Below are 24,421 nucleotides of genomic sequence, written 5' to 3' on the forward strand. Positions count from 1 at the left end.
CCTCGGGGTCTCACGCGGTCAGTGCATCGACCGCTCGGGCGATGCTCTCGGGGTCCCCCGCATCATGGCACGCGGCCTGCCGGACCACCTCGCCGATGACGATCACGGCGGGCGAGCGCGGTGCCAGCTCGGCGAGCAGGCCGAGCACTCCGCCGACCGACGAGACCGTCGTGCGCTGGTCGCGCGACCAGCCCCGCTCGACGATCGCGAGGGGCGTGTCGGCGCGCATCCCGGCGCGCTGCAGCCCGGCGACGAGGTGCGGGAGGGTGTTCACGCCCATCAGCACCACGATCGTCCCGCCCAGCCCGGCCAGATGGCCGAGCTCCTGCTCGCTGAACGGCGCATGGCCCGAGACCACGGTGAAGGCCCTGCTGACCTCGCGGTGGGTGACCGGGATCCCGGCGGCGGCGGGCACCGAGATCGCGCTGGTCACTCCGGGGACGACCGTGGAGCCGACGCCGGCGAGCCGGCACGCGCGCACCTCCTCCGACCCGCGGCCGAACACGAACGGATCGCCGCCCTTCAGGCGCACGACGTCCAGACCCGCGAGGGCCCGCTCGATCATCAGCCGCTCGATCTCGTGCTGCGGCACCGCGTGATGACCCGGCGTCTTGCCCACGTCGATCAGCTCGGCGCCGGGCGCCCACTCGGCCAGGCCCTCGTGCGGACCGAGCCGGTCGTAGAGCACCACGTCCGCGTCGCGGAGGGCGCGGCGGGCGGCGAGGGTCATCAGATCCGGATCGCCGGGGCCGCCGCCGACGATGCTGACGTGCCCGACCGGCCGGGTCGGCGCGGGGGCCTCGTCGACGATCCAGGGGCAGAGCTCGGCCGCCGCTGCTCGGAGCGGCGCCGGCCCCTCCACCCACACGATCAGGGCCGGGGGCGCCGGGGTGAGCGCGTCCTCCGCCTCGTGCCGCTCGACGAGTGCGCCGGCGGCTCGGTAGCGGGCGAGCACGCGGCGGGTCCCGGAGGCGGTGCCGATCACGAGCACGCGGCGTCCGGCGAGGTCGAGGGAGAGCTGCATCACGAGTCCGATCCGATCCCGGCCGGACCGACGGGGATCCTCGGCCCCGCGACCAGCACGGGTCCGTCCGGTCTCTCGTCCCGGCCGGCGGGCCGGACCTGCCCGCGCTCGCGCACGGTCGCGACGCGCGGATCCGCGGTGTCCGGGGCGTTCACGAAGGAGCGGAAGCGGCGGAGCCGGTCGGGATCGGCGAGGGTCGCCGCCCACTCGTCGACGTAGGTGTCGACGTGCGTGGCCATGGCGGCCTCCAGCTCGGCGGCGATGCCGAGCGAGTCCTCGCAGACCACCTCGCGCACGTGCTCGAGTCCGCCGGGGAGCTCCTCCTGCCAGCGTGCGGTCCGCTGGAGCCGCTCGGCCGTCCGCACGTAGTACATGACGTAGCGGTCGATGTAGCGCACCAGGGTCTCGTCGTCGAGGTCCTGCGCGAGCAGCTGGGCGTGCGCCGGCTGGTAGCCGCCGTTGCCGCCGACGTAGAGGTTCCAGCCGAGGTCGCTCGCGATGACGCCGATGTCCTTCCCCCGCGCCTCGGCGCACTCGCGGGCGCAGCCGCTGACCCCGAGCTTGAACTTGTGCGGCGAGCGGAGACCCCGGTACCGCTCCTCGAGGAAGACCGCCATCCCGACCGCGTCCTGGACTCCGAAGCGGCACCAGGTCGATCCGACGCACGACTTGACCGTGCGCAGCGACTTGCCGTACGCCTGACCCGACTCGAAGCCGGCGTCGACGAGGAGGCGCCAGATCTCGGGCAGCTGCTCGAGGCGGGCGCCGAACATGTCGATCCGCTGCCCGCCGGTGATCTTCGTGTAGAGGCCGTACTGCTCGGCGACCTCGGCGATCACCTTGAGCTTCGCCGGCGTGATCTCGCCCCCGGGGATCCGCGGGACGACGGAGTAGGTGCCGTCCTTCTGCATGTTGGCCAGGGCGCGGTCGTTGGTGTCCTGCAGCGGCGCCTGGCCGCCGTCGAGGATGTAGGCGTTCGTCTGGGTGGCGAGGACGGAGGCGATCACCGGCTTGCACACGTCGCAGCCCAGCCCGGAGCCGAAGCGCTCCATCACCTGCTCGGCCGAGTGCAGCCCGAGGATGCGGACCGACTCGAACAGCTCGCTGCGGCTGAGCGCCACGTGCTCGCAGAGGGCGCGGGAGACCTCGACGCCCGCACGGATCAGCTCCGTGTCGAGCAGCTTCTTCACCAGGGGCACGCACGATCCGCACTGGGTGCCCGCGCGGGTGCAGGCCTTGAGCGGCCCCAGATCGGTGCACCCCTCGCCGATCGCGTCGCGGACCTCGCCGACCGAGACGTTGTTGCACGAGCAGACCTGGGCGTCGTCCGGAAGGTCGCCCGAGGGCGCCTCCGCCCCCGCCGCCGCGAGGTAGGCGCCGGGCTCGGCCGGCAGCTCGCGCCCCAGCAGCGGGCGGAGGGAGGAGTAGGGGCCCGCGTCGCCGACGAACATCCCGCCGAGCAGCGTGCGCGCATCGTCCGAGACGACGACCTTCTGGTAGAGACCGCGGGCCGGATCGGCGTAGACGACCTCGAGCGCTCCCTCCGTGGTGCCGAGGGCGTCGCCGAAGCTGGCGACCTCCACGCCCGAGAGCTTGAGCTTGGTGGCGTCGTCGACCCCCGGGAAGGTCGCGTCGCCGCCGAGGATCCGGTCGGCGACAACCTCCGCCATCGCGTTGGCGGGTGCGACGAGCCCGACGGTGCGACCGTCGATCGCGGCGACCTCGCCGATGGCCCAGACTCCCGCCCGGCTGGTGCGGCAGGCCTCGTCGACGACCACGCCTCCGCGCGGTGCGACCTCGATCCCGGCCGCCCGGGCGAGCTCGTCGCGCGCCGTGATCCCGATGGAGAAGACCACGAGATCGGCGCTGATGCTGCTGCCGTCGGTCAGCGCGACGCCGAGCACCGTCCCCGTCGGCGAGGTGAGGATCGCGGTGGGCCGGTTGCCGAGGTGCAGCGCGATCCCCTGCGCCGAGATGATGCGGCCGAGGGCCTGCCCGGCGCCCTCGTCGAGCTGCGCGCTCATCAGCCAGCGGCCGGAATGGACGAGGGCGGTGCGCGCACCGAGACGGTGCGCGCCTCCCGCCGCCTCGAGGCCGAGCAGACCGCCGCCGACCACGACCACGATCGCGGGGCGGCCGCGCCGGGCGCGGAACGCGGCGAGCTCGGCGACGAGCCCGTCCACGTCCTCGAGCGTGCGGTAGACGCGGCCGTGCTCGGCGCCCTCGATCGGCGGGACCGTGGCGGAGGAGCCCGTCGCCAGGACGATCTCGTCGCCCTCGAGGGAGCGGCCGTCCGCGAGCTCGACGCGCAGGCGGTCGGGATCGATCGCGACGACACGGGAGGAGGTGATCAGCCGCGCCGACTCCCACAGAGCGCCGTCGCCCAGAGTCAGGTCGTGCTCGCCGTCGAGGCGCTTCGAGAGTGCGACGCGGTCGTAGGGACGGTGCACCTCCTCGCCGAGGACGGTGATCTCCAGCGCCTGGTCGCCGGCCCGGGCGACGAGCGCGTCGACCAGGCGGTGCGCGGCGGGTCCCGCTCCGACGACGAGCACGCGTCGGGGCCGGGCGGCGGGGTTCGCTCCAGGAGTCATGACGTCCACCGTAGGGACGGCCCGTTTCCCCGCCGTTGCCCCGGTGTAACAGCGTGTGACGCGCGCCTCTCGGCGAGCGCCGCAGGCCGTGAGGGCTTCGTTACGCCCGTGACACCGGAGGCGCGCTCGCACGAAACGCGCGATCCCTACCGTTGCCTCATCGCGTCCGACCGGATGCGGTGGCCCACCCGCAGGAAGAAGGCGCAGCGATGACCCTCCTCGATCGGCTCGCCCCCGCGACCGCCACCACCTGGGTGCCGGTCTGCGCCGTCGGCGACCTCGAGCCGCTCTGGGGCGAGGCCGCCCTGGTCGGCGGTGTGCAGCTCGCCCTGTTCCTCCTGCCCGACGGGCGGGTGCGGGCCGTCTCGAACCTCGACCCCGCGACCGGCGCGGCCGTGCTCTCGCGCGGCATCGTCGGCTCGCGTCTGGTCGACGGGGTGCAGCGGCCCACGATCGCCTCCCCCCTGCACAAGGACGTCTTCGACCTCGAGACCGGCGCCTGCTTCACACGAGCGGAGCTGCACCTCGCCACCTGGCAGGTGCGCGAGAGCGACGGCACGATCGAGGTCGCCCAGCGGACCGCTCTGGTCGCCGCGTCCCACGGGACCTCCGACGACGACGGGAGGCGTGCCGTCGCCGCGCTGGTCGCGGCGGTCCGCCGGGCCAACCCGGCGCTGGACGTGCACGACTCCTTCGTCGACGTGCAGCAGCCCGACGTCCCCGCGACCCTGGGCTCTCTCGAGCCGGGCCGGCCGGCGGTGGTCGTGCCGCTGCTGCTCTCGGCCGGCTACCACGTGCACGTCGACCTCGCCGAGGCCGCGGCGGAGGCGGAGCGGCCGGTGCGGGTCTCGGGCGCGCTCGGACCCGATCCCCGCCTGGCGCGCGTGCTCGCCCGCCGGCTCCACGAGGCAGGGCTCGACGACGGCGACCGCGTCGTGCTCGCCGCTGCCGGCTCGAGCGACGCCGGTGCCGTCGCGGACTGCTGGACCACCGGCCGCCTCCTCGCCGCCGAGCTCGGCCGCGAGGTGAGCACCTCGTTCATCTCGGCCGCCGAGCCGCGGATCGCGGAGGCGGTCGCCGCCGAGCGCGCCGCCCACCCCGGCGCGCGCGTCGTGGTCGCCACCTACCTGCTCGCGCCCGGCTACTTCGCCGGCCTGGCCGCCTCCGCGGGGGCCGACCTCGCCTCCGCTCCCCTCCTCACCGCCGTCGATCCGCCCGCCCGCGAGCTGGTCGACATCGTCTCGGAGCTGTTCGGGCGCAACGCCTGACGCCTCCTCCCCGCACCACCACCGCTCCACCTCCCCGTCCCGAGCGCGCCCTCGCGCGCGCCGCCCACCCTCCGGAGGACCACGATGACTGCTGCACCCCCGACCACCGTCCCCACGACCGCCGCCACATCCACCGGCATCATCCGACGGCCGGGCCGCTGGATCGACGGCTGGAACCCCGAGGACCCCGCCCAGTGGGAGGCGGAGGGACGCTCCGTCGCCGCTCGCAATCTGAGGTGGTCGATCTTCGCCGAGTTCCTCGGCTTCGTCGTCTGGCAGCTCTGGTCGGTCGTGGTCGTCTCGCTGCCGGCGGCCGGGTTCGCCTTCGACACCGGGCAGATCTTCTGGCTCATCTCGATGCCGAGCCTCGTCGGCGCCACCCTGCGGATCCCGTACACGTTCATGGTCCCCCGCTTCGGCGGCCGCAACTGGACGATCGTGTCGGCGGGCCTCCTGCTGATCCCGAGCGTCGGACTCGGCATCGCGGTCTCGAATCCGGAGACCCCGTTCGGCGTCATGCTCCTGGTGGCCGCGCTCGCCGGCTTCGGCGGCGGCAACTTCGCCAGCTCGATGGCGAACATCACCTTCTTCTACCCGCACGCGCAGAAGGGCTGGGCTCTGGGGCTCAACGCCGCGGGCGGCAACCTGGGCGCCTCCGTCGCGCAGCTCGTCGTGCCGATCGCGATCACCGTCGGCGCCGCGGCCACGCTGAACCTGCCGATCGCCGGCTTCCTCTGGGTCCCCCTGATCGTCGTGGCGATGATCGGCGCCGCCAAGCGCATGGACAACCTCTCGACCGCGAAGTCCGACGTCGCCGCCTCCCTCGCCGCGCTCCGCGAGCCGCACCTCTGGCTGCTGGCCGTGCTCTACATCGGCACCTTCGGGTCCTTCATCGGATTCGCCGGCGTGTTCCCGAAGCTCATCGCCGACACCTTCCCCGAGTTCTCCGGCTTCGCCGTCGGCTCGGCGACGGTCGGCCTCGCGTTCCTCGGCTCCCTGGTGGGCTCGCTGTCCCGCCCCTCCGGCGGCCGTCTGGCCGACCGCTTCGGCGGAGCGCCTGTCACGGTCCTCGCCTTCGTCGCCATGGGCGCCGGGATCCTCGGCGTGATCGCGACACTGCCGCTCGGCAGCTTCTGGCTCTTCCTCGCCTGCTTCCTCGTGCTCTTCTCGGCGGCCGGCATCGGCAACGGCGCGACCTACCGCATGATCCCCACGGTGTTCGCCCTCCGCGCCCGCCAGCGCGGTGACGACGGCATCGGCGCCCAGCGCACGTCCGCCGCGGCGCTCGGCCTGATCTCGGCGATCGGCGCCTACGGCGGCTTCGTGATCCCCCAGCTGCTCGGCTTCTCCAAGACCGAGTTCGGCGACTACACCACGGCGCTGGGCTGGTTCGTCGGCGCCTACGCGGTGATGCTCGCGATCACGGCCGGCGTCTACCTCCGCCTCGCCGCGAAGACGGGGACCCGGATCTGACGATGAGCGCCCCCGCCCCGACCGACTCCCACTGCCCGTACTGCGCCCTGCAGTGCGCGATGACGCTGACACCCGCGGCGGGCCCCGTACCCGTGGCGGTCGAGGGGAGGGAGTTCCCGACGAACCGGGGCGGGCTCTGCGCCAAGGGCTGGACCTCCGCCGAGCTGCTGGCGAGCGGACAGCGCCTGGTCTCCCCGCTGCTGCGCGGCGCCGACGGCGTCCTCGCGGAGGCGTCGTGGGAGGAGGCGCTCGACGCGGTCGCCGGGGCGGTGCGCGGCGTCCGGGAGCGGCACGGCGCCGACGCGGTGGCCGTCTTCGGCGGCGGGGGCCTCACCAACGAGAAGGCCTACCAGCTCGGGAAGTTCGCTCGGATCGCTCTCGGCACCTCCCGGATCGACTACAACGGCCGCTTCTGCATGTCCTCGGCCGCGGCGGCCGGCAACCGCGCCTTCGGCGTCGATCGCGGACTGCCGTTCCCGGTGTCCGACCTCGACGACGCCGACACGATCCTGCTCCTGGGCTCGAACGTCGCCGCGACGATGCCGCCGCTTCTCGCCCACTTCGCCGGTGCCCGCTCGCGGGGCGGCCTGGTGGTCGTCGACCCGCGCCGCTCGGCCACCGCGCGGCTGACGGAGGACGGCGCCGGCACGCATCTGCAGCCCGCCCCCGGGACGGATCTGCCGCTCCTGCTCGGGCTGACCCACCTGGTCTTCGCCGAGGGCCTCGCCGACACCGCCTACCTCGCCGCGCGCACGACCGGCGCCGAGGCGGTGCGCCGCAGCGTCTCGGCGTGGTGGCCGGAGCGCACCTCCGCGGTCACGGGCGTGCCGACCACGCTCCTCCGCTCCCTCGCGCGCCGGCTCGCCGCGGGGCGGTCGTTCGTGCTGACCGGCCGCGGGGTCGAGCAGCACGTCGACGGCACCGACACCGCGACCGCCGCGATCAACCTCGCTCTCGTGCTCGGCCTGGTGGGCCGCGAGGGGTCGGGGTACGGCACGCTCACCGGTCAGGGCAACGGCCAGGGCGGACGCGAGCACGGCCAGAAGGCCGATCAGCTCCCGGGGTACCGCTCCATCCGCGATCCGGAGGCGCGGCGCCACGTCGCCGCCGTCTGGGACGTGACGCCCGAATCGATCCCCGGCCCGGGCCTGCCCGCCACCGCCCTGCTCGCCGAGCTCGGACGCTCCGTGCACTGCCTGCTGGTGCACGGCTCCAACGTGGTCGTCTCGGCTCCGGACGCCGACGCCGTCCGCGCCGGGCTCGAGGCCCTGGACACGCTGGTCGTCTGCGACTTCTTCCTCTCCGAGACCGCCGCGCTGGCCGATGTGGTGCTCCCGGTGCCGCAGTGGGCGGAGGAGGAGGGCACGATGACCTCGCTCGAGGGCCGGGTGCTCCGCCGCCGCCGGGCGATCGACCCGCCGGCGGGAGTGCGCAGCGAGCTCTGGATCATGAGCGAACTGGCGCGCCGTCTCGACGCCCCCTCGAGCTGGTCGACCGTCCCCGCGGAGGTGTTCGACGAGCTGGCCCGCGCGTCCGCGGGAGGCGTGGCCGACTACTCCGGCCTCTCGCACGCCCTGCTCGACACCGGGATCGCCGCCCACTGGCCCTACCCCGCGGGCGGCACGGGGACGCCGCGCCTCTTCGCTGAGCGCTTCGGGCACCCCGACGGCCGGGCGCGCCTGGTCGCCGTCATCCCCGCCGTCCCCGTCGTCGTGGACCGCGGCGAGGAGCTGACCCTGGTGACCGGCCGCTACCTCCAGCAGTACCAGTCGGGCACCCAGACCCGGCGGGTCGCGGAGCTCGATGCGGCCCGCCCGGAGGCTCGACTCGAGATCCACCCGGCGACCGCCTCCCGGCTCGGCGTCAGCGACGGAGCACCTGTGGCGATCGGGAACGCGCGCGGCGTGGTCCGCGCCCGCGCGAGCGTCACCGCGGACATCCGCCACGACACGGTGTTCCTGCCCTTCCACTACGCGGGTGAGCAGTGCGCGAACCTCCTCACCGAGGCCGTCGTGGACCCGGTGTCGTCGATGCCCGAGTTCAAGCGCACGCGGGTCTGGGTCCGCGCGGAAGGGACGGCACATGCCTGAGACACCTCCCGAGCGGATCGTCCTGATCGGCTACGGACCCGTCGGCTCGCGCTTCGTCGAGGAGCTGCTGCCGGCCGTGCGGGCCGGTCTGGTCGCGCTGACGGTCGTCGGCGCCGAGGGCGACGACCCCTACAACCGTGTCCTGCTCGCGGAGTACGCCGTCGGCCGGGCGACCCGCGAGCGCCTCGACCTCGGCGACCGGACGGCGGCGGAGGCGGCGGGCGTCGTCCTGCGCCTGGGAGCGGCCGTCGTGGGGATCGACCGCGCGCGGAACGTCGTGCGGCTGCACGACGGCGAGCGGCTGCCCTACGACCGCCTCGTCCTGGCCACCGGCGCCCGGGCGAACGTGCCGACCCTCGCCGGGATGGAGCGGTCCCGACGCGAGCGGACGGTGCGCGCCGCCGATCCGGAGTCGCTCGACGCGGGCTCCCGGCCCCTCCCGGAGCGGGTGGTGGCGCTGCGCGACCTGGCCGACGCCCGGGTGGTCCGCGAGTCCGTGCGCTCCGGCGCGCGCCTCGTCGTGCTCGGGGCGGGAGTGCTCGGGATCGAGTTCGCCCTCGCGGCCGCCGAGCAGGGCGCGCAGGTGGTGGTGGTCTTCCACGGCGACATCCCGATGGCCCGCAATCTCGACACGGGCGGGGGCCGGATGCTGGCCGCGGCCGCCCGCGCGGCCGGCGTCGAGATGGTGGCGCACGCCCGGTCCGAGAGCGTCCTGCTCGCGCACGACGACCGCGGCCGTGCGCACTTCCAGGCGCTCGTCTGCGCTGACGGCAAGCAGATCGAGGGGGATCTGCTGGTGCTCTCGTGCGGTGTCGGTGCGCGGGTCGAGCTGGCCGCGGGCGCGGAGCTCGCCGTCTCGACCGGGATCCTCGTCGATGAGCAGCTGCGCAGCTGGAGCGACCCGGACGTCTTCGCGATCGGCGACTGCGCGCACGTCGCCCCCCGCGGCTCGGCCCTCCCCGACGGCCGCGTGCCCGGCGGACCGAGCGGACTGATCGGTCCGGGATGGGAGCAGGCGGACCGGCTCGCAGCGCGGATCCGGGCGGAGGCGGAGGGCCGCTGCGGCGAGGAGCGCGTCCCCGACGCCCGACCGGCCGTCGTGATGCTGAAGGCCGAGGGCGTCGACCTCGTGGCAGGAGGCGACGTGGCCCCGGAGCCGTGGGACCCGCACCGCCCGGGCGAGGAGCACCTCGAGGTGACGCTGTGGGCTGACCCCGCCCGCGGGGGCTACGCCAAGCTCGTGACCGCGGGAGGAGTGCTGCGCGGGTTCGTCTCGGTGGGTCTGCCCAGGGTCGGCGCCGAGCTCAGCCTCCTCTTCGAGCGGGGCTCGGAGCTGCCGGCGGACCGGTCGAGCCTCCTGCGTCTGGACGCCCCGGATGCGGGTGCCGCGGCGACCGGCGATCCGTTCGCCCCCGATGCCACGGTCTGCTGGTGCAACGGCGTGACGGCGGCGGTGATCACCGATGCGGCTGCGGCGGGACACGGGACGGTCGCCTGCGTCGGGCGGGCGACCCGCGCCGGCACGGGCTGCGGCGGCTGCACCGGGCGCATCGCCGAGCTGCTCGCGCGGACGGCGGTCCCCGCCTGATCGCCGCGAAAACCGGGCCTCGCCGCCTCAGCGGTCGAGCGCCTCCGCGAGGCGCCGGGTGACCGCCCGCAGTTCGAGCTCGGCCCCGCGGACGCGCTCGTCGAGAGCCGCTGCGGTGTCGGCGGCCTGCTCGGCGGCCGCCGCACCCGCCGCCTCGGACGAGGCGCGGTCGGCCACGACCGACGCGCTGAGCTCGTCCAGACCCGCCCGGAGGCCCGCCGACTCGTCGCGCAGCACGGAGACGTCGCTCTGCACCGCGCTCAGCTCGCCGCGGAGCCCGGCCACCTCGTCGCGCAGCGCCGCCGTCTCGGCGCGCAGCTCCTCCGTGCGCAGCCGCGCCTGCTCGAACCAGGGGGCGACCAGCCGGTGCACCGCGTCGCGGAGCACGACGCCGCCGCGGCCGAGCCGGGTGGGCGCGGAGCCGGGGTCCTGGAGGAAGTCGTGGTCAGTGGTCATCGTCGTGGTCCCGTCCGGAGAAGCGGCGGTGGAGCACGTCCATCGCCCGCAGATCCTTGTCCATGATGTCGGCCTCGAGGGTGGTGTCGGCGAGGCGGTCGGCGAGGCCAGGCCGGGAGCGGCGCTCGAGCGAGGCCTCGATCAGCTCGACGGAGCGCTCGAACGAGAGCGGTCCGCGCGCCGCGGCCCGGCCCCGCCGGCCGAGCGCCTCGAGGTCCACCGCCCCCCTCACCACGTCCCGCATCGCCTCGAGGAGCGCCGGGGCGGAGCGGGTGATCTTGATGCAGTCGACGCCGTCGATGAGGAACTCCGCGACTCCGCTGGCCGCCGTCACGATCGGCACGGCGCCCGCCGCGGCCGCTTCGACCGGCGCGACGCCGAACGCCTCTCCGGCCCAGGTCGGGAAGAGGAACGCGTCGGCGCGGCCGTGCGCGGCGAGCACCTCGGCGTGCGGCGTCGCTCCGTGGAACTCGACCAGGCCGGCCAGGCCCGCCTCGTCCGCCCGGGCGCGCCAGCCGTCCACGTCTCCGTCGCCGTAGAGGTCCACACGGAAGTCGCGGGTCTCCTCCGCGAGAGACGCCGCCGCCTCCAGCACCAGCCCGACGCCCTTGTGCTCGCCCAGCGACGCGGCGAACGTGAACCGGGTGGTCCCGCCCTCGCGATAGCGCCGCGGCTCCGCGGTGTCGGGGGGAACGGACACTCCGCGCCCGATCACCTCGACCTCGCCCAGGCTCAGCCCGCCGGCCTCGATCGCGTCGACGAGGGAGCGGCTGACCGCGACGATCTCGCCGCGGTCGAAGTGGTCGGGGGCGTGAGCGCCGTAGACGCGGAGCACGCGCTCGGGCAGCCCGTCGACCAGGGCGTTCGGGATGCGGTCGCCGAGGTTCCACATCCACGGGGCCTCCACCGCGCGCAGCAGGTCGATCATCGCGAGGCCGCCGATCCCGAGCAGGTTGAAGGCCACCACGTGGGTCGGCGCGAAGTCGCGCAGCTCCTCGAGCAGGATGCGGGTGTTCTCGAACCGCGAGACGGCGCTCTCGTGGTGCAGCAGCTGAGCGATCTCGCCGCCCGTCTGCGGCAGCGGGAAGTAGGTGCGCAGGCTCAGCGTGCGGTGCACCTCGACGCCCGAGGGCTCCGGCGGCAGGTAGGTCGGCGTGGTCAGCACGCGCACGGTGTGGCCGCGGGCCGCCATCGCCTCCGCGACGCGCGCACAGGTCATCTCGTATCCGCCGAGCACCTGGGGCGGATAGAGGTTGCTCACGAACAGCAGGCGCATCAGCGCACCTCCCCTCTCGCGGAGGCGTCCGCCGCGATCCGCGCCGTCACCTCGGGCGTGTAGGCCGCGCGGGCCTGGCGGTCGTTGCCGCCGTCCCAGTAGTTGACGAGGTAGAGCCCGGACTGCTGCGTGCGCGGCACGAACGGGAACAGCTGGGCCCGGGGCTCGATCTGCGCGATCCGGTAGCCGGCGTCGACCGCGCGCACGTGCAGCCAGATGTCGTCGGCGTCCGGGGCGATCTCGCGGAACGCGTCCCCGTGCGCGGCGATCTCGCCGAGGAGCGGGGCGGGCAGCAGCTGCCCGGAGACGGAGGTGCCGAAGACATCGGTCGACGCGCGCGTGTCGGCGACCGGCGTCCAGCTCGTGTACGGAGCGACGGCGTCGTCGACGATCCCCACCCGGTGGGCGCGGTAGCAGAGCACGGTCTCGCGGGGGTAGCGCGAGCGGGCGTCGAGCAGGCCCCTCAGCCAGGTGCGCGGGTACACGATGTCGTCGTCGGAGGTGACGAGGTCGCGCTCCCCCGCCCGGCCCGAGAGCAGGTGCGGGTAGTACTTCGTGTGCACGCGGTAGCCGTCGACCAGGCGGATCTCGACGCCGCGGCGGCGGAGGCGGCGCAGCGGCGCGGGCAGGTCGGCGTGCAGGGCCGGGTCGTCGAGCCAGAGCACCAGGCGCGCGGGCCGGGCGTCGCCGCGGGCGATCGACTCGAGCGCCACGTGGACCCGCTGCAGCCGCTCGCCGTGCGTGGTCATCGTGACCACGACCTCGCCCGCCGGATCGACTGCGGAGCGGCGGGAGAAGCGGTTGGCCAGGGCGAGCAGCAGCAGCTCGCGCCGGAGCGCGGGCGAGGGGTGGTCGATCGGCCGGGCGGCGATCACGGCGGCGCGGCGCTCCGAGAGGCGCTGAGGGGCGGAGCGGACGACCCGGGCCGCGGAGCGCAGCCGCGTGCGGGGGCGGACACGACGGCCCAGCGCCGCGAGGCGCGTGCGGGGCCGGACGCGCCGGCCGACGGCGGCGAGAGCGGGATGCATCGGTCCAGGTTAGCCGGAGGCACCCGGGCGCCCTGCGCCAGTCAGGGCTCGTCGACGACCGCGAAGGCCCGCACCGGGAAGGTCCCGAAGCCCCGCACCTTGGGTGGCACGGCGGTGAAGCGCGCCCCTGTCGCCGGCAGCCCGCCGAGGCCGGTGAGGTGCTCGACGACGTGCACTCCCGCGGCGAGGAGGGCCGAGTGCGCGGGCCGCGATCCGCTCGACTCCGTGTCGTCGATGTTCACCGAGTCGATGCCGACCAGCACCGCACCGGCGGCGACGAGGGCCTCCGCCGCCGCGCCGCTGAGGAAGGGGGCGCCCCTGCCGTACCCGGGCGTGGCGAAGTGCGCGTCCCATCCGGTGCGGAGGAGGACGGCGGCGCCGCGGACGTCGAGTCCCGCGACCGCGTCCGAGCCGATGCCCCGTCCGGTGGCTCCGGTCGCGTCGACCACGACGGTCGGCAGGTCGACCAGCGTCTCGAGCGGGAGAGCGGCGAGATCGGCTCCGCCCTCGTAGCGGTGGAACGGGCTGTCGAGGTAGGTGCCCGTGTTCCCGATCATCTCGATGACGTCCATCGCGAACTCGGTGCCGGGCGCGTAGGAGGCGCGGGACGCCTCACGCGTGAGGTGCGGCCGGATGCGCGGAGCGGGCAGGCCCGGGTAGGTCACCAGCCCGTCCGCGACGGTGTGGCTGAGATCGACGAAGCGGCGCGAGGAGGTCATGCGCCCGATCCTGGCAGGGGCCGGATCGGGCGCACCATCGAGATGCCGCCCCGCGGGGCGGCGTTCCCGCCTCTACTTCTTCGGCAGCGCCGCCGACAGGTCCGCGATCAGGTCGGACGAGTCCTCGAGGCCCACCGAGAGGCGCACCAGCGACTCCGAGACCTCCAGCGGCGTGCCCTTCACCGACGCGTGCGTCATCTCGCTCGGGTAGCCGATCAGCGACTCGACGCCGCCCAGCGACTCCGCGAGCTGGAACAGCTCGGTCGACTCGGCGAACTTCCGGGCCGCGCGCGGCGTCGCGAGCTCGAGCGAGAGCATCCCGCCGAACCGCGACATCTGGCGCTTCGCCAGCTCGTGGCCGGGGTGCGAGGGCAGGCCCGGGTAGTGCACGGCCGTCACCGCCGGGTGCTCGACGAGGAACTCGGCGACCGCCTGCGCGTTGACGGAGTGGCGCTCCATCCGCACCCCGAGGGTCTTGATGCCGCGGACCGTGAGCCATGCGTCCATCGGGCCCGAGATCGCTCCGACCGCGAACTGCAGGAACGCGATCTTCTCGGCCAGCGGCCCCGAGCGCAGGGCGAGCGCGCCGCCGACGACGTCCGAGTGGCCGCCGAGGTACTTCGTGGTCGAGTGCACGACCACGTCGGCACCGAGGGCCAGCGGCTGCTGCAGGGCGGAGGAGGCGAAGGTGTTGTCGACGACGACGATCAGGTCGTGCGCGTGGGCCAGGTCGGCGAGCTCGGCGATGTCGCTGATGGTCATCAGCGGGTTCGACGGGGTCTCGACCCAGAGCATCTTCGTCTCACCGGGGACGATCGCCCGCTGCACCTCGCGGAGGTTCGACATGTCGACGGCCGTGTTGCGCACGCCCCAGGCGCTGTGCACCCGGTCGATCAGGCGGTGGCTGCCGCCGTAGGCGTCATTGCCCAGGACGACGTGGTCGCCGGGCGCGAGGGCGGCGCGCAGCAGGGTGTCCTCGGCCGCGAGGCCGGAGGAGAAGGAGTAGGCGACGTCCGCACCCTCGAGCGAGGCGATGAGCTCCTGGAGCGAGTCGCGCGTCGGGTTCGCCGAGCGGGCGTACTCGTAGCCGCCCCGGAGACCGCCGATGCCGTCCTGGACGAACGTGGAGGTCATGTAGACGGGCGGCACGACCGCCCCGGTGGTCGGATCGAACTCCTGGCCGGCGTGGATGGCGCGGGTGTCGAAGTGCTGCTTCTTGGGCATGGTGCGGGCTCCCTGGGTCGGAGGTGCGGAGGCGGCGGCCGTCAGGCCGTGGCGTAGGTGAGGAGGTCCTGTCGGGTGATCACCGCGACGGGCTTGCCCTCGTCGGTGACGAGGAGGGCGCTGTGCTCGGTGAGCGCGGCGCGGGCGGCGGTGATGCTCTCGCCGAGCCCGATCAGCGCGAGCGCGTCGCCCACGCAGTCGCCGAGCGGGTCGTTCATCGAGGCGGGTCCGGCGAAGACGCGGTCGAGCAGCTCGCGCTCGTCGACGGCTCCGACGACCTCGCCCATCACGACCGGCGGCTCGGCGGTCAGCACCGGGAGCTGCGAGACGCCGTACTCGGTCATGATGCCGATCGCGTCGCGGATCGTGTCGGTCGGGTGCGCGTGCACGAGCGCCGGGAGGTCGGCCTGCCCGCTCGCCGCCCTCGCGCGGAGCACGTCGCGGACGGTGCCCTCGTCGCGCATCTCGAGGAAGCCGTAGGAGCGCATCCAGCGGTCGTTGAAGATCTTGCCGAGGTAGCCGCGCCCGCCGTCCGGCAGGAGCACGACGACGACGTCGTCCGGCCCGAGACCGGCGGCGGCCTTGAGCGCGACGGAGACGGCGAGCCCGCTCGATCCGCCGACGAGCAGCCCCTCCTCGCGGGCGAGGCGGCGGGTCATCGCGAACGACTCGGCGTCGCTGGAGGCGATGATCCGGTCGACCACGCTCGGGTCGTACGCGCTCGGCCAGAAGTCCTCGCCGACGCCCTCGGTCAGGTACGGGCGACCGCCGCCGCCCGAGTAGACGGAGCCCTCGGGGTCGGCGCCGACGATCTGCACGCGGCCCTCCGACACCTCCTTGAGGTAGCGGCCTACGCCGCTGATGGTGCCGCCCGTGCCGACTCCCGCGACGAAGTGGGTGAGCCGGCCGGCGGTGTCGCGCCAGATCTCGGGTCCCGTGGTCTCGTAGTGGCTGAGCGGTCCGTTGAGGTTCGCGTACTGGTTGGGCTTGAAGGCGCCGGGGATCTCGCGGGCGAGGCGGTCCGAGACGGAGTAGTAGGAGGCGGGGTCGTCCGGAGCGACGGCCGTCGGCGTCACGACGATCTCGGCCCCGTAGGCGGTGAGGACGTTGCGCTTGTCCTCCCCCACCTTGTCCGGCAGCACGAACACGCAGCGGTAGCCGCGCTGCTGCGCGACGAGGGCGAGGCCGATGCCGGTGTTGCCGCTGGTCGGCTCCACGATGGTGCCGCCGGGCTTCAGCAGCCCGTCGCGCTCGGCGGCGTCGATGATGCGGGTCGCGATGCGGTCCTTCGACGAGCCGCCGGGGTTCAGGTACTCGACCTTGACCAGCACGGTCGCCTGCACGCCCGCCGCGACCGGGCCCAGCTTCACCAGCGGGGTGTCGCCGATGAGGTCGAGGACCGAATCGGCGTAGGCCATCCCGGTCTCCGGGCGTGCGGGAAGGGCGCGATCCAGGCTCATCACGCCAGCGTAGCAACCGGCTCCGGGCGTGTGACGGGGGTGGGCGGAGGCACAGGGAGCGGTCTCGGGAGGGGAGTGCCGCCGGTCGCGCCGGTGCCCTATCGTGGGGGTCCGCGAGCGCCGCCGTCGACCCGGAACGGACCCCGAATGACCTCACCGATCGCCGCACCGCCGCGGCGTCCGGCCGACATCCACCTCCTCCGCCTGCTCGGCCCGGCGCTGGTCGCCGGAGTCGCCTACCTCGACCCGGGCAACGTCGCCAGCAACATGACGGCCGGCGCCCGGTTCGGCTACCTCCTGGTCTGGGTGGTGGTGCTCGGCAACCTGATGGCCTGGCTCATCCAGTACCTCTCGGCGAAGCTCGGCCTGATGACCGGCCGCAGCCTCCCCGAGCTGCTCGGCGACCGCCTGCGCGGCCGCTGGGGCCGCCGGGCCTACTGGCTGCAGGCCGAGACGGTCGCGATGGCGACCGACCTGGCCGAGGTGATCGGCGGTGCGATCGCGCTCAACCTGCTCTTCGGACTGCCGCTGCTGGCCGGCGGCGTGGTCACCGGCGCGGTCTCGCTGGTGCTGCTGCTCGTGCAGACGCGGGGCGGGGCGCAGCCGTTCGAGCGGGTGATCACGGCGCTGATGGTGCTGATCGCCGTCGGCTTCACGGTCGGCGTGGTCGTCGATCCCCCGGACGCGGGCGCGACCGTCGCCGGTCTCGTGCCGCGCTTCGAGGGCTCGGAGTCGGTGCTGCTCGCCGCCTCGATCCTGGGCGCGACCGTCATGCCCCACGCGATCTACGCCCACTCCGCGCTCGCCCGCGACCGCTTCGGCCACGTCGAGGGCGTCGGCGCGCGCCGGAGGATCCTGGTCGCCACCCGGATCGACGTGACGATCGCGCTCGCCATCGCCGGCACCGTGAACCTCGCGATCCTGCTCCTCGCCGCGCACTCCCTCGCGGGAGTCGCCGGGACCGACAGCCTCGAGGGCGCCCACGCGGCCATCGGGGCGGCGCTCGGACCGGTGGTCGCGACCCTGTTCGCCGTCGGCCTGCTCGCCTCCGGCCTCGCCTCGACCTCGGTCGGCGCGTACGCGGGGGCCGAGATCATGCACGGTCTGCTCCAGGTGCGGGTGCCGCTCGTCGCCCGTCGTCTGGTCACGCTGATCCCGGCGCTCCTGGTGCTCGCGATCGGCTTCGACCCGACGCGCGCGCTGGTGCTCAGCCAGGTGGTCCTGTCGTTCGGCATCCCCTTCGCGCTCGTGCCGCTCGTGATCCTGACGCGCGACCGCCGCCTGATGGGCGACCAGACGAACCGCTGGTTCACCACCCTCGCCGCCGCTCTGGCCGCCGTCTTCCTCATCGTCCTGAACGGCCTGCTGCTCTGGCTCACCTTCGCTCCTTGAGCGGGGAGCGGCGGCGCATCCTGCGGCTCGAGCGGAACCGTTGGGCATCCCGCTGATCGAGCAGCTCGCTCCGCGGGCGTGTCGAGATCCCCCTGACCGCGCATTGATCCGATCCGAAGCCTCGCTCGTTATCCTCTGAGAGCGCCTCTCAGGCGCCTGCGCCCGCCCCAGGCGCCTTCCGCCCTCAGAACGAGAGACGCCGCCGTGCCCAAAGACACGATGTCCGCCAAGAACCGCGCCCGACAGGAGAAGCTCGAGGCCTACAAGCGCGAGCAGGACCGCCGCAAGCGCGGCTCCCGCATCTGGATCTGGTCGCTGTCGGCCCTGGCCGTCCTCGCGGTCGGCGGGATCGTCGCGGTCACCGTTTTCGGGAACCAGCAGATCGTCGAGGCGCGCGAGATCGACGGCCTGCAGACCTTCGACAACGACGCCACCCACGTCGCCGGCGCCGTCGACTACCCGCAGACCCCGCCGGCGGGCGGACCGCACAACGCCGTGTGGATGAACTGCGGCGTCTACGACGAGCCCGTCCCGAACGAGAACGCGGTGCACGACCTCGAGCACGGCGCCGTCTGGGCCACCTACGACCCCGAGCTCCCGCAGAGCGAGGTCGACGCGCTGATCGCCGCGATGCCCGACACCTACTCCGTCGTCTCGCCCTACGAGGGCCTCGAGTCGCCCATCGTGCTGAGCGCCTGGGACGCCCAGGTCGCGATCGACTCGCCCGAGGACCCCCGCATCGACGCCTTCGTCGAGCGCTTCTGGCAGTCCTCGAGCGCTCCGGAGCCCGGCGCCCCCTGCACCGGAGGGATCGATGCGCCCGGCAAGCAGTAGGGGCCGGATCCTCGTCGCCGCGGTCGCCGTGGTCGCGCTCCTCCTCGGAGCGGCCGGCGGCTACCTCTTCGGCGCGCTCGCCCCGTTCGCCTCCGCGGCGACGCCCTCGAGCGCCAGCGCCGAAGCGGGCTTCGCGCGCGACATGCAGGTGCACCATCTGCAGGGCGCCGAGCTGGCGATGATCGCCCGCGAGCGCAGCGCCGACGACGAGGTCCTCACCGTCTCGAAGGACATCCTGCTCACCCAGCAGCAGCAGGCCGGGCAGCTCTTCGGCTGGCTGAACTCGTGGGGCCTGCCGCAGGCTGCTCCGGAGCCCTCGATGACCTGGATGGGCCGGCCGACCCTGGCCGGAGCCGCCGACGAGCACTCGTCGATGGGGATGGGGACCGAGGACGGCGTCGTGCCCGCGAGCATGCCCGGTCTCGCGACACCGGACCAGATCACCGCCCTCAGCAGCGCGTCGGGCCGAGACTTCGACCGGATGTTCCTCGAGCTGATGATCGCCCACCACCGCGGCGCGATCGACATGGCCGAGGCGCTGCTCGCCCGGAGCCGCGTGACGGTCGCCACCGACTTCGCCTCCTCCGTCGTGAAGGCCCAGGAGGCCGAGATCTCGCTGATGGAGCAGATGCTCGAGGACCGGCCGGCGGAGTGACCGCCTCCGGCGCGCACGATCGGCTGAGACTGGTGCGCCTCCCCCACCGGGGAGTGGCACGTGCTCTCCGCCGACGCCGTGCACGGAGCCGGAGCCGGAGCCGATGGAGGGCGCGTGCCGCCGCCGCGGTGGAGGCCTCTCCTCAGGCATCGCGCACGACGACCACCCTTCGCTCCGGCCGGCTGCACGTGCACTGAGTGGAATCGCCTTGCCCCGACCGACAGATGCCGGTTGGATGCTCCCGGCGCCCCGATCATCAGGGCGCGAGACCGCCGCGAGGAGCAGCACATGACCGATCCCAGCCCGTCCGCGACCTGGCCTCCGCCGCTCCCGTCGACGGAGGACAGGAGGCGGAAGCAGGACCGCCGTCGCCGTCGCGTCCCGCTCGTCGCACTGGTCTGGGCGTCCGTCGGAGCCCTCGTGGTCGGAACCGCCGTCGGCGGCGCGGGCGGCGCCTCCGACAAGACCGAACTGGAGGAGCGGCTCGCGGCCGTGCAGCAGCAGCTGAGCACGGCGGAGGACTCGCTCGACGAGCAGACCGAGGCGCGCGCCGGGGCCGAAGCCGAGCGGAGCGCCGCCGAGGCGTCAGCCGCAGGACTCCAGCAGCGGATCGACACGATGACGGCCGACGCCGCCACCTCGACCACGACGCTGGCGAGCCGCGACGCCCGGATCGCCGAACTCGAGGCCGCCGCCACCGCAGCTGCCGCCGCCGTCCCGGTCGCGGTCGCCGAGGTCGCTCCCGCCGCGGCCCCCGCCGCAGCAGCGCCGGCAGCCGCCTCGACCGGAGGAGGAGGAGCGGCGTTCTACGCCAACTGCGACGCCGTGCGTGCCGCCGGGGCGGCGCCGATCCGCACGGGTGACGCCGGCTACAGCCGCAAGCTCGACCGCGACGGAGACGGCGTCGGCTGCGAGTAGCCCCGCGGAGTCCGGCCGCCGATCCGCGGCTCAGCCCTGGAGGGCCGACTCCGTCTGCTGCGCGTAGAGCGAGGCGTAGAGGCCGCCGAGGCCGAGCAGCTCGCGGTGGGTGCCCGATTCGACGATCCGGCCGCCCTCGACGACGTGGATGACGTCGGCCGACACGATGGTCGAGAGCCGGTGGGCGATCGCGATGGTGGTGCGGCCGCGGGCGGCGTCGTCGAGCGCGGTCTGGACGATCCGCTCCGAGACGGTGTCGAGGGCGCTGGTCGCCTCGTCGAGGATGAGGACCGCCGGGTCCTTCAACAGGACGCGCGCGATCGCGAGCCGCTGCTTCTCGCCTCCGGAGAGCCGGTAGCCGCGCTCGCCGACCAGCGTGTCGTAGCCGCCGGGGAACGACGTGATCGTCGCGTGGATGTTCGCGGCGCGGGCGGCCGCCTCCAGCTCCTCCTGCGTCGCGTCCGGGCGGGCGTAGCGGAGGTTGTCGCCGATCGTCGCGTGGAAGAGGTAGGTCTCCTGGCTGACGATGCCGATGTGCGAGACGAGCGACTCCTGCCGCAGCTCGCGCACGTCGGTGCCGGCGAAGCGCACCGCTCCCCCGGCCACGTCGTAGAGGCGCGGGACGAGGTACGAGATGGTGGTCTTGCCCGCGCCGGAGGGACCGACGAAGGCGACGAACTGGCCCGGCTCGATCGCGACCGAGACGTGGTCGAGCGTCGGGCGCGCGTCCTCCGCCTGGTCGGGGTAGCGGAACACGACGTCGTCGAGCTCGACCCGGCCGAGCTCGCCCGAGACCTCGCGTGCATCGGCCCGGTCCGTGATCGCCGGGCGCAGGTCCAGGTACTCGAAGATGCGGGCGAACAGCGCTCCGGCCGTCTGCAGGTCGAGCGCGACGCGCATCAGGCCCAGGAGCGGCCACATCAGGCGCGCCTGCACGGTGGTGAAGGCCACGACGGTCCCGGCGGTGACGGTGGTGCCGCCGAGGATCAGCCAGGCGGCCACGAGGTACACGATCACGGGGATGACGGAGAGGAAGATCTGCACCATCGCGAAGAACCACTGGCCGGACATCTGCTGCCGCACCTGGAGCTCGATCTGGCGGCCGTTCTCGTCGGCGTAGCGCGTCACCTCCGACTCCTGGCGGCCGAAGCTCTTGGCCAGGAGGATGCCCGAGACGCTCAGGGTCTCCTGGGTGATCGCGGTCATCTCGGACAGCGACTCCTGCGTCTTCGTCGCGATGCGCGCCCTCACCTGGCCGACGCGGCGCTGGGCCACGACGAGCACCGGAGTGAGGACGAGGGCGACGATCGTCATCTGCCACGAGAGCAGGAGCATCGCGACGACGGCCGCGATCACGGTGACGGTGTTGCCGAGGACGCTCGAGACGGTGTTCGTGAGCACGTTGGCCACGCCGCCCACGTCGTTGGCGAGGCGCGACTGGATGACGCCGGTGCGGGTACGGGTGAAGAAGCCGAGCTCCATCGCCTGCAGGTGGCGGAAGAGGCGGATGCGCAGCTCCCCCATGACCGTGTTGCCGACGGTCGCGGTGAGGTAGGTCTGCCAGACGCCGAGGATCGCCGAGAACGCCCAGACCAGCACCATGACGCCGACCAGCTCGAGCAGCACCGGGAGGTTCGGGCGTCCGCCGGGCGGGAAGAGCCCGCGGTCGAAGGCCAGCTGGGTGAGGAGCGGCGGCACCACCGTGAGGGCGGCGCCGACGAGCACGAGGATCACGGTGAGCGTGAGCTTGGGGCGGTGGTCGCGGAAGAGTCCCGCGATGCGCCGGAGCAGGTCGTCGACCTTCGGAGCCGCCGCGTTGATCTCCCGCTGGCTGTCCGGATCGCTGCTCGAGATCCTCCCGCCGCGCGCCCCTCCGCGCATCCCGCCGCCTGCCGCGACGTCACCCATCCTGCTCACGGCTCGACCCTAGCCCCGCCCGCCCCCCGGACCCCCGCCCTTCCGCCCACGGCGAAGTCGTGCAAGCCCGCGCCGCGCCCCGTCGGCCGCCTCCGGCGCCGTACCCCCCCTCCCTGGTGGCCGCCCCCCGGCGCCACCGCACGACGAAGGCCCGGGTCCTGCACAGCAGGACCCGGGCCTTCGTTCGTGCCCCCCTCTTCCCCCCGACGAGCAGTGCGGACGGCCCGCGGGGGTGTCGTGGGCAAGGCGGAGGAGGAGAGCTGTAGCGGAGCTACCGCCGACGACGACAACGCCGCCCACGGCACCCCCGCGGGTCGTCAGCCCTTGGTGGCGCCGGCGAGGAGGCCGCGGACGAAGAACCTCTGGAGGGAGAAGAACACGATGAGCGGCACGATGATCGAGATGAACGCGCCGGCCGTGAGCAGCTCCCACGATTGGCCGTAGGAGCCGGTGAGGTCCTGCAGCGCCTTCGTGATCGGCAAGCCCTGTCCGGAGGTGAAGACCGTCGCGACCAGCAGGTCGTTCCAGACCCAGAGGAACTGGAAGATGCCGAAGGAGGCGATGGCGGGGACCGAGAGCGGGAGCACGATGCGGAAGAAGATCTGGCCGTGTCCGGCGCCGTCCACTCGTGCCGCTTCGATGACCTCGCCGGGGATCTCGGAGATGAAGTTGTGGAGCATGAAGATCGCGAGCGGGAGCGCGAAGATCGTGTGCGCGATCCACACCTTCGCGTAGGAGCCGTCCAACCCGTTCACCCCGAGGCCGGGGAGGATGTAGAGCCCTCCGATGCGCAGGCCGTCCGAGAACAGCTGCAGCAGCGGCACGAGCGCCATCTGGATGGGGACGATCTGGAGCGAGAACACGAGGACGAAGAGCGTGTTGCGGCCCTTGAAGTCGATCCAGGCGAACGCGTAGGCGGCGAGGCTGGCGATCGTGATCGGGATCAGCGCCGCCGGCAGCGTGATGACCAGCGAGTTCACGAACGCCTTGCCCAGGGTCAGGCTGTCGCCGGAGTTGAGCGCGTTCGCGTAGTTGTCGAGGGTGAAGCCGGGGTTGGCGAAGATCGTCCACCAGCCGGTCGTCTTGATGTCGTTCGCGGGGCGGAACGACGAGATGAACAGGCCGAGGGTGGGGACGGTCCAGATGACGGCGATGATCAGCGCGGCGAGGGTGGCGCCGCGCGACGTCGTCGCCTTCTTGACCTTGCCGCTGGCCGCCTCGATCCTGGACTCGCCGCGGGCGAGCGCGCGCTCGGTGCTGCGGTCGACCGGAACCTGGATCGGGGTGGGCGTGACGCTCATCGGATCTCCCTCTGCTTGGCGAGCTGGCGGGCGTTGTAGACGACGATCGGGAGCACGAGCAGGAACAGGATGACCGCGAGGGCCGCGCTGTAGCCGCTGCGGGCGCCGAGCTGGAACTGGCGGACCATCTCGAACGCGAGGACCGTGGTGTCGGAGCGGCCGCCGGTCATCGCCGAGACGATGTCGAAGACCTTCAGCGACGCGATCGAGATCGTCGTGAGGACGACCACGATCGAGGAGCGGATGCCGGGGACGGTGACGTTCCAGAAGGACTGCCACGCGCTGGTGCCGTCGAGCGAGGCCGCTTCGAGCTGCTCGGAGGGGACGCCCTTGATGGCGGCGGAGAGCACCGTCATGGCGAATCCGGCCTGGGTCCAGATGAGGACGACGACGAGGAACAGCGTGTTCCACGGCTCGAGTCCCAGCCAGTCGACCGGCGGGGCGCCGAAGGCGGTGAGGATGCCGTTGAGGAGGCCGATCTGCTCGCCCTGGCGCACGTCGTAGAAGAACTTGAAGATGATCGACGCGCCGACGAACGAGATCGCCATCGGCATGAAGACCAGCAGCTTGAAGAACTTCTCGCCGCGGCTCTTGTCGATGAAGACCGCGTAGGCGAGACCGATCGCGGTCGCCGTGATGGGGGCCAGGAGCACCCAGACCACCGTGTTCAGGAAGGCGGTGATGCCGTCGGGGCTGGTGAAGACCCAGACGAAGTTGTCGATGCCGGCGAAACCGGAGCCGTCGTTCTTCATGAACGCGTTGATGGCCGTCGTGATCGTCGGGTAGATCAGGCCGATGAGGATGAAGAAGGCGGCCGGTGCCATGAACGCGATGAGCTGGAGTCCGTAGCCCGCGCCTTTGCGGGACCGGAAGTCGAGCAGGAACAGCGCGCCGCCGATGACGGCGGCCACCACCGCGACCCAGAGGACGGAGTTGTAGAGGCCGAAGACCAGCAGGAGGACGACCGGCAGGACGACCGTGACCGCGAGCCGGAGGACCGTGTAGCCGGTGCCGCGGCGGGGCGCGATCTCGACGAAGAAGAGGATGAGCGCCACCACGGCCGCGAAGGCCAGGAGGATGAGCGGGATCTGCGCGAGCGGCGGGATTCCCGCCAGCCATTGGAAGAACCCCGAGATGGTGATGGGGGACATGGACGCCCTTTCGAGTGCGACTCTGGACTCAGGAGGGGCCCGGCCCCGGGATCCGT

Annotated in this window: 19 protein-coding genes; 8 read left to right on the forward strand and 11 right to left on the reverse strand. The window is 73.3% G+C overall.

The annotated features are described in order from the left end of the window. Nucleotides 1–10: 10 nt before the first annotated feature. Both cobA and nirB read right to left on the reverse strand, forming a co-directional pair. Nucleotides 11–1,024, reverse strand: coding sequence for a uroporphyrinogen-III C-methyltransferase (gene cobA, locus GTU71_RS08420; protein ID WP_104227191.1), 1,014 nt, complete (start codon nucleotides 1,022–1,024; stop codon nucleotides 11–13). After that, complete coding sequence (gene nirB, locus GTU71_RS08425; RefSeq protein ID WP_159939666.1) at nucleotides 1,024–3,615, reverse strand: nitrite reductase large subunit NirB; 2,592 nt, start codon at nucleotides 3,613–3,615, stop codon at nucleotides 1,024–1,026. Before nirB ends, cobA begins: the two co-directional genes overlap by 1 nt. A 209-nt stretch (nucleotides 3,616–3,824) precedes the next feature. On the opposite strand from nirB, the gene nirD reads away from it, so the two are divergent. The 4 genes from nirD to GTU71_RS08445 all read left to right on the forward strand — a co-directional run bounded on the left by nirD (nucleotide 3,825) and on the right by GTU71_RS08445 (nucleotide 10,034). After that, nucleotides 3,825–4,883, forward strand: a complete 1,059-nt coding sequence (gene nirD, locus GTU71_RS16590; protein ID WP_159939667.1) for a nitrite reductase small subunit NirD — start codon at nucleotides 3,825–3,827, stop codon at nucleotides 4,881–4,883. Between the two features lie 84 nt (nucleotides 4,884–4,967). Continuing rightward, on the forward strand, nucleotides 4,968–6,356 hold the full coding sequence (locus GTU71_RS08435) for an MFS transporter (protein WP_104224352.1): 1,389 nt from the start codon (nucleotides 4,968–4,970) through the stop codon (nucleotides 6,354–6,356). Nucleotides 6,357–6,358: 2 nt separating this feature from the next. Continuing rightward, nucleotides 6,359–8,446, forward strand: coding sequence for a molybdopterin oxidoreductase family protein (locus GTU71_RS08440; RefSeq protein WP_159939668.1), 2,088 nt, complete (start codon nucleotides 6,359–6,361; stop codon nucleotides 8,444–8,446). Further along, nucleotides 8,439–10,034 carry an FAD-dependent oxidoreductase gene (locus GTU71_RS08445; protein ID WP_104336105.1) on the forward strand — a complete coding sequence of 532 codons (1,596 nt, stop codon included), beginning with the start codon at nucleotides 8,439–8,441 and terminating at the stop codon, nucleotides 10,032–10,034. Before GTU71_RS08440 ends, GTU71_RS08445 begins: the two co-directional genes overlap by 8 nt. A 27-nt stretch (nucleotides 10,035–10,061) precedes the next feature. On the opposite strand, the gene GTU71_RS08450 is transcribed toward GTU71_RS08445, so the two are convergent. The 6 genes from GTU71_RS08450 to GTU71_RS08475 form a co-directional block, all read right to left on the reverse strand. Continuing rightward, on the reverse strand, nucleotides 10,062–10,490 hold the full coding sequence (locus GTU71_RS08450; protein ID WP_159939669.1) for a hypothetical protein: 429 nt from the start codon (nucleotides 10,488–10,490) through the stop codon (nucleotides 10,062–10,064). Next, entirely contained in the window at nucleotides 10,480–11,766 is a 1,287-nt protein-coding gene (locus GTU71_RS08455; protein WP_159939670.1) for a glycosyltransferase, read from the reverse strand. Before GTU71_RS08455 ends, GTU71_RS08450 begins: the two co-directional genes overlap by 11 nt. Then, a complete protein-coding gene (locus tag GTU71_RS08460) occupies nucleotides 11,766–12,794 on the reverse strand; it encodes a glycosyltransferase (RefSeq protein ID WP_159939671.1) in 1,029 nt (342 codons plus the stop codon). The genes GTU71_RS08455 and GTU71_RS08460 overlap by 1 nt, the downstream gene beginning before the upstream one ends. Nucleotides 12,795–12,835: 41 nt before the next feature. After that, complete coding sequence (locus GTU71_RS08465) at nucleotides 12,836–13,513, reverse strand: cyclase family protein (RefSeq protein WP_159939672.1); 678 nt, start codon at nucleotides 13,511–13,513, stop codon at nucleotides 12,836–12,838. Nucleotides 13,514–13,585: 72 nt separating this feature from the next. After that, nucleotides 13,586–14,737, reverse strand: a complete 1,152-nt coding sequence (locus GTU71_RS08470; RefSeq protein WP_104224345.1) for a cystathionine gamma-synthase — start codon at nucleotides 14,735–14,737, stop codon at nucleotides 13,586–13,588. Nucleotides 14,738–14,778: 41 nt separating this feature from the next. Beyond that, nucleotides 14,779–16,155 carry a cystathionine beta-synthase gene (locus GTU71_RS08475; protein ID WP_159941156.1) on the reverse strand — a complete coding sequence of 459 codons (1,377 nt, stop codon included), beginning with the start codon at nucleotides 16,153–16,155 and terminating at the stop codon, nucleotides 14,779–14,781. Between the two features lie 189 nt (nucleotides 16,156–16,344). Between GTU71_RS08475 and GTU71_RS08480 the strand changes: the two genes are divergently transcribed. The 4 genes from GTU71_RS08480 to GTU71_RS16290 all read left to right on the forward strand — a co-directional run bounded on the left by GTU71_RS08480 (nucleotide 16,345) and on the right by GTU71_RS16290 (nucleotide 19,996). After that, nucleotides 16,345–17,589, forward strand: coding sequence for an Nramp family divalent metal transporter (locus GTU71_RS08480; protein WP_104227179.1), 1,245 nt, complete (start codon nucleotides 16,345–16,347; stop codon nucleotides 17,587–17,589). Nucleotides 17,590–17,793: 204 nt separating this feature from the next. Further along, complete coding sequence (locus tag GTU71_RS08485; protein WP_244230507.1) at nucleotides 17,794–18,423, forward strand: DUF3105 domain-containing protein; 630 nt, start codon at nucleotides 17,794–17,796, stop codon at nucleotides 18,421–18,423. Then, a complete protein-coding gene (locus GTU71_RS08490; RefSeq protein WP_104224341.1) occupies nucleotides 18,404–19,078 on the forward strand; it encodes a DUF305 domain-containing protein in 675 nt (224 codons plus the stop codon). Before GTU71_RS08485 ends, GTU71_RS08490 begins: the two co-directional genes overlap by 20 nt. Nucleotides 19,079–19,366: 288 nt before the next feature. Further along, a complete protein-coding gene (locus tag GTU71_RS16290; protein ID WP_208543566.1) occupies nucleotides 19,367–19,996 on the forward strand; it encodes an excalibur calcium-binding domain-containing protein in 630 nt (209 codons plus the stop codon). 30 nt (nucleotides 19,997–20,026) lie between these two features. On the opposite strand, the gene GTU71_RS08500 is transcribed toward GTU71_RS16290, so the two are convergent. The 3 genes from GTU71_RS08500 to GTU71_RS08510 form a co-directional block, all read right to left on the reverse strand. Next, nucleotides 20,027–21,904 (reverse strand): ABC transporter ATP-binding protein, encoded by a 1,878-nt coding sequence (locus GTU71_RS08500; protein WP_159941158.1) that lies wholly within the window; start codon nucleotides 21,902–21,904, stop codon nucleotides 20,027–20,029. 326 nt (nucleotides 21,905–22,230) lie between these two features. Continuing rightward, nucleotides 22,231–23,214 carry a carbohydrate ABC transporter permease gene (locus GTU71_RS08505; protein ID WP_104224339.1) on the reverse strand — a complete coding sequence of 328 codons (984 nt, stop codon included), beginning with the start codon at nucleotides 23,212–23,214 and terminating at the stop codon, nucleotides 22,231–22,233. Beyond that, nucleotides 23,211–24,365, reverse strand: a complete 1,155-nt coding sequence (locus GTU71_RS08510) for a sugar ABC transporter permease (RefSeq protein ID WP_181027270.1) — start codon at nucleotides 24,363–24,365, stop codon at nucleotides 23,211–23,213. The genes GTU71_RS08505 and GTU71_RS08510 overlap by 4 nt, the downstream gene beginning before the upstream one ends. Between the last annotated feature and the right edge of the window lie 56 nt (nucleotides 24,366–24,421).

Source organism: Rathayibacter sp. VKM Ac-2762, from assembly GCF_009866585.1.
Taxonomy (GTDB): Bacteria; Actinomycetota; Actinomycetes; order Actinomycetales; family Microbacteriaceae; genus Rathayibacter.

What these genes read in the sequence shown, in the direction of transcription:
- GTU71_RS08470 (WP_104224345.1), bottom strand. Translation starts at nt 14,737, where the DNA reads ATGCCCAAGAAGCAGCACTTCGACACCCGCGCCATCCACGCCGGCCAG.
- cobA (WP_104227191.1), bottom strand. Translation starts at nt 1,024, where the DNA reads ATGCAGCTCTCCCTCGACCTCGCCGGACGCCGCGTGCTCGTGATCGGC.
- GTU71_RS08460 (WP_159939671.1), bottom strand. Translation starts at nt 12,794, where the DNA reads ATGCATCCCGCTCTCGCCGCCGTCGGCCGGCGCGTCCGGCCCCGCACG.
- GTU71_RS08455 (WP_159939670.1), bottom strand. Translation starts at nt 11,766, where the DNA reads ATGCGCCTGCTGTTCGTGAGCAACCTCTATCCGCCCCAGGTGCTCGGC.
- GTU71_RS08510 (WP_181027270.1), bottom strand. Translation starts at nt 24,365, where the DNA reads ATGTCCCCCATCACCATCTCGGGGTTCTTCCAATGGCTGGCGGGAATC.
- GTU71_RS08440 (WP_159939668.1), top strand. Translation starts at nt 6,359, where the DNA reads ATGAGCGCCCCCGCCCCGACCGACTCCCACTGCCCGTACTGCGCCCTG.
- GTU71_RS08480 (WP_104227179.1), top strand. Translation starts at nt 16,345, where the DNA reads ATGACCTCACCGATCGCCGCACCGCCGCGGCGTCCGGCCGACATCCAC.
- GTU71_RS08465 (WP_159939672.1), bottom strand. Translation starts at nt 13,513, where the DNA reads ATGACCTCCTCGCGCCGCTTCGTCGATCTCAGCCACACCGTCGCGGAC.
- GTU71_RS08450 (WP_159939669.1), bottom strand. Translation starts at nt 10,490, where the DNA reads ATGACCACTGACCACGACTTCCTCCAGGACCCCGGCTCCGCGCCCACC.
- GTU71_RS16290 (WP_208543566.1), top strand. Translation starts at nt 19,367, where the DNA reads ATGACCGATCCCAGCCCGTCCGCGACCTGGCCTCCGCCGCTCCCGTCG.
- GTU71_RS08505 (WP_104224339.1), bottom strand. Translation starts at nt 23,214, where the DNA reads ATGAGCGTCACGCCCACCCCGATCCAGGTTCCGGTCGACCGCAGCACC.
- GTU71_RS08435 (WP_104224352.1), top strand. Translation starts at nt 4,968, where the DNA reads ATGACTGCTGCACCCCCGACCACCGTCCCCACGACCGCCGCCACATCC.
- nirD (WP_159939667.1), top strand. Translation starts at nt 3,825, where the DNA reads ATGACCCTCCTCGATCGGCTCGCCCCCGCGACCGCCACCACCTGGGTG.
- GTU71_RS08500 (WP_159941158.1), bottom strand. Translation starts at nt 21,904, where the DNA reads ATGGGTGACGTCGCGGCAGGCGGCGGGATGCGCGGAGGGGCGCGCGGC.
- GTU71_RS08490 (WP_104224341.1), top strand. Translation starts at nt 18,404, where the DNA reads ATGCGCCCGGCAAGCAGTAGGGGCCGGATCCTCGTCGCCGCGGTCGCC.
- GTU71_RS08445 (WP_104336105.1), top strand. Translation starts at nt 8,439, where the DNA reads ATGCCTGAGACACCTCCCGAGCGGATCGTCCTGATCGGCTACGGACCC.
- nirB (WP_159939666.1), bottom strand. Translation starts at nt 3,615, where the DNA reads ATGACTCCTGGAGCGAACCCCGCCGCCCGGCCCCGACGCGTGCTCGTC.
- GTU71_RS08475 (WP_159941156.1), bottom strand. Translation starts at nt 16,155, where the DNA reads ATGGCCTACGCCGATTCGGTCCTCGACCTCATCGGCGACACCCCGCTG.